Origin of the sequence: Aestuariivita sp. (genome assembly GCF_049276915.1) — a bacterium.
In the GTDB taxonomy this organism is placed as follows: domain Bacteria; phylum Pseudomonadota; class Alphaproteobacteria; order Rhodobacterales; family Rhodobacteraceae; genus Aestuariivita.
Genome location: NZ_JBASXK010000137.1, coordinates 1 through 3,506, shown reverse-complemented (window position 1 = coordinate 3,506; position 3,506 = coordinate 1). Strand labels below are relative to the sequence as shown.

The following is a 3,506-nucleotide window of genomic DNA, read 5'->3' as shown; positions in this document are numbered from 1 at the left end:
GTTGCACGCGACGGAAGGGGAAATGGCTTTCGACGCCCTTGTCGTCGATCACGACCATTTCACCGGGTTCGATTTCGCGCACCAGCTTGGCACCGATGATGTCCAAACCGCAGGTTTCCGAAGACAGAACCCAGCCGTCGCCAACCTGGCCCAGAACCAGCGGACGCACGCCGAGCGGGTCGCGCACACCGATCATCTTCGTGTTGGTCATTGCGACGATGGAAAAAGCGCCCTCGACACGGCGCAGGGCATCTTCCATGCGTTCCGGGATGGTGCGCTGCAAGGAGCGCGCCATCAGATGAATGATACATTCGCTGTCTGACGAGGATTGAAAGATCGAGCCTCTTTCGATCAGTTCGCGGCGCAGGGAATTCGCATTGGTTATGTTGCCATTATGGGCAATCGCCGCACCGCCCATGGAAAACTCACCGAAGAACGGCTGCACATCGCGGATTGCGGTCTGGCCTTTGGAACCGGCGGTTGAATAGCGCACATGCCCGATGGCCAGAGGTCCGGGCAGGGTTTCCATCACGGCTTGCGAGGTGAAGTTGTCGCGCACATAGCCGAAGCGTCGCGCCGAGTTGAACCCGCCCTCGATGTCATGGGTGACGATGCCGCCTGCCTCCTGACCGCGATGCTGAAGGGCGTGCAGGCCAAGAGCGACAAAACTTGCCGCATCCTTGACGCCGACCACGCCGAAGATACCGCATTCCTCATGCAGTTTATCGTCATCATCGACGCCGGGGCAGAAGGCGTCGAAGTCGAACGGGTTGGCTGGAAAGCGGGGGTCGTCGGAGACGTTATTGGCGGACAAGGTGCAGCTCCGAATCCGGGGAAGGGACGTACCCCTCCTTAAAAGGTCACGAGACAGATGTCACGAAACGATCACACTTCAAGTTCCCGGCCCATGGGCCTGTTGCGCCTGCGCACTTGGCAATCTGCGGGATTATTCCTCACAGGAGCCGACAAGCGCTTCATATTGCCGGGTAATCCAGCCAAGAGCGGCCTCGGGGTCCTGATCTTCAATCTGACCGGAAAGCTGATCGAACACCACCGCCGAGCGGCTTTCATCCACAATGGTGAAACTTTGACCGGTAATCACGGTGTCATAGACAAAGAAGGCGATGGCCACCAAGAGGATGCCGCGCACGACACCGAACAGAAAACCCAAGCCCTGATCCAACCCACCGAGGGCGGATCGTTGGATGATCGAAGAAAACAGCGGCGTGAACAGGCTCACGATGATCAAAGCCACGGCAAACACGGCACCAAATGCCGCGATCATGCCCAGTTCGCAGCTTTCGGCGATGAAATCACCCAGAACCGGGATCTCTTTGACCAGCGGCTGGACCTGTGGTGCAAAGATAAAGCCCAGTATTGCGGCTGCGATCCAGCCGGCAATCGCCATGGCCTCGCGCACCAGCCCGCGAGAATAGGCAAGCAGTGCCGACAGAACGATAATCACGGCCACGATGCCGTCGATGATGGTAAAGCCTTCCATGACCCTCGCCTTTGTTTTGATCGTCAGCCTGCTCCGAATACCTCGCCGACAAAGCTTGTCAGATCGGCAGGGCGGGTGAGTGTCAAGCCCTTCAGGGCGCTTGATTTGCCACCTGCGGGCGCGATGGCCTTTGAAAAACCAAGTTTTTGCGCCTCTTTCAACCTGTTTTCGGTCTGAGAGGCAGGGCGAAGCGCCCCGGAAAGGCTGATTTCTCCGAAAACAACGGTGTCGGCAGGCAAAGCGGCGTCTTCCCGCGCAGACAAAAGCGCCGCTGCCACTGCCAGATCGGCAGCGGGTTCGGAAATCTTCAGACCACCGGCCACGTTCAGATATACATCAAGCCCGGTGAACGGGATGCCGCAGCGTGCCTCAAGCACCGCCAGAATCATGGCCAGACGCCCGCTGTCCCAGCCGACCACGGTGCGGCGCGGCTGGGAATGGGGTGAGGGTGCCACAAGTGCCTGCAGTTCCACCAGAACCGGGCGCGTGCCTTCGATCCCGGCAAAGACCACCGATCCGGGGCTGGGTACGCCCCGTTCGGACAAGAACAGTGCCGAAGGGTTTGTCACCTCATCAAGGCCACGACCGGTCATTTCGAAAACGCCGATTTCATCGGCTGGACCAAAGCGGTTCTTGACGCTGCGCAGGATTCGAAACTGATGACCGCGCTCTCCTTCGAAATAGAGAACAGTGTCCACCATATGCTCGACCACGCGCGGTCCTGCGATCTGGCCGTCCTTGGTGACATGGCCCACGAGGATGACCGACGTGCCGCGCCGCTTGGCAAAGGCAGTCAACTCATGGGCCGCCGCGCGCACCTGGCTGACAGAACCGGGGGCACTTTCGACATTGTCGGCCCACATGGTCTGGATGGAATCGATCACCGCCAGATGCGGGCGTTCGGTTTCCAGGGTCGTCAGAATATCGCGCAGGCTGGTTTCCGTGCCCAGTTGCACCGGGGCATCGGTCAGTCCGAGGCGTTGCGCGCGCATGCGCACCTGCGCAGAGGCTTCTTCGCCCGAGACATAGATGGTCTTGAGACCGGACTGCGCAAAGCGTGCCGCGGCCTGCAACAGCAGGGTTGATTTCCCAATACCGGGATCTCCGCCCACAAGAATGGCCGAGGCCGCCACAAGACCGCCTCCCAGGACGCGGTCCAGCTCGCCCATCCCCGACATCGTGCGCGGCGGGGGCGCTTCGGCTGTGGCCAGATCGCTCAGATGGATGGCGCTTCCGCGCTTGGCCCCCAGTGATTTCGAGGCGGGACCAGCGGAGAGGGGCGCTTCTTCGGCGATGGTGTTCCATTCGCCACAGGTCTCACAACGCCCGGACCATTTGGAAAATGACGCGGCGCAGGCAGAGCAGGTATATGTCTTGGTTTTGACCATGCCCGCTTGTGCCTCATGCCCGGCGCTCCAACAAGCCCCGGATGGCGCCAAACAGAGCGCCTTCGGCGCATAGTTTTTGCTAGAGGGCCTTCGGCCTCCGTATTTGCAGCAAGAAGAAGAGCGGGTCTTTCATGGCGTCTTGCGGGTCAGCCGAGGGTATCGGGGCTGCCTTGAGCGGTCTGGTTACTGCGCTGCGCGTCTTGCCAGAAGAGCCACAATGCGGTCGTCCTCGGCATAGAGATCGGGCTCATCGTTGATGTCGCGCAGGGGTTCTTTCCGGACCGCCTGAACAGGCTGGGGGCTGGCCGCGGGTTCAGGTTCGACGATCAGTTCGGGCAGGATTTCGGACAGTTCGGCGCGCAACTGGTCCAATTGCGAGCGGGCGACGCTTTCTTCCAGTTCGACCCGTCGGTTCCAGCGGGTCAGTTCTTCGGTGATGGATTTTGCCAGGCGCACGCGATCTTCGAATTCGGCGATGTCTTCCTGACGCTGGATCAGGAAATCGCGTGCGCGCGAGACGTTGTTGTCCGAATAGGTGCGGGCCAGTTCGCGCGAGACATGGCTCATCTGGGCGGCGAGTTCCATGACTTCGGCCTCCATCGCGTCAAGATCGGGAT

At 60.4% G+C, this 3,506-nt stretch carries 3 protein-coding genes and 1 pseudogene; all 4 read right to left on the bottom strand.

Annotation, left to right across the window (positions count from 1 at the left end):
- Window positions 1-721: amidophosphoribosyltransferase (locus tag WAO69_RS14765; RefSeq protein WP_422180468.1), on the bottom strand; the 721-nt coding region annotated here is incomplete at its 3' end.
- 225 nt (window positions 722-946) lie between these two features.
- A complete protein-coding gene (locus WAO69_RS14760) occupies window positions 947-1,501 on the bottom strand; it encodes a CvpA family protein (RefSeq protein WP_422180466.1) in 555 nt (184 codons plus the stop codon).
- Between the two features lie 23 nt (window positions 1,502-1,524).
- Entirely contained in the window at window positions 1,525-2,889 is a 1,365-nt protein-coding gene (radA, locus tag WAO69_RS14755) for a DNA repair protein RadA (protein WP_422180464.1), read from the bottom strand.
- 183 nt (window positions 2,890-3,072) lie between these two features.
- Window positions 3,073-3,506: pseudogene (locus tag WAO69_RS14750) on the bottom strand (DNA repair protein); the annotation flags it as partial.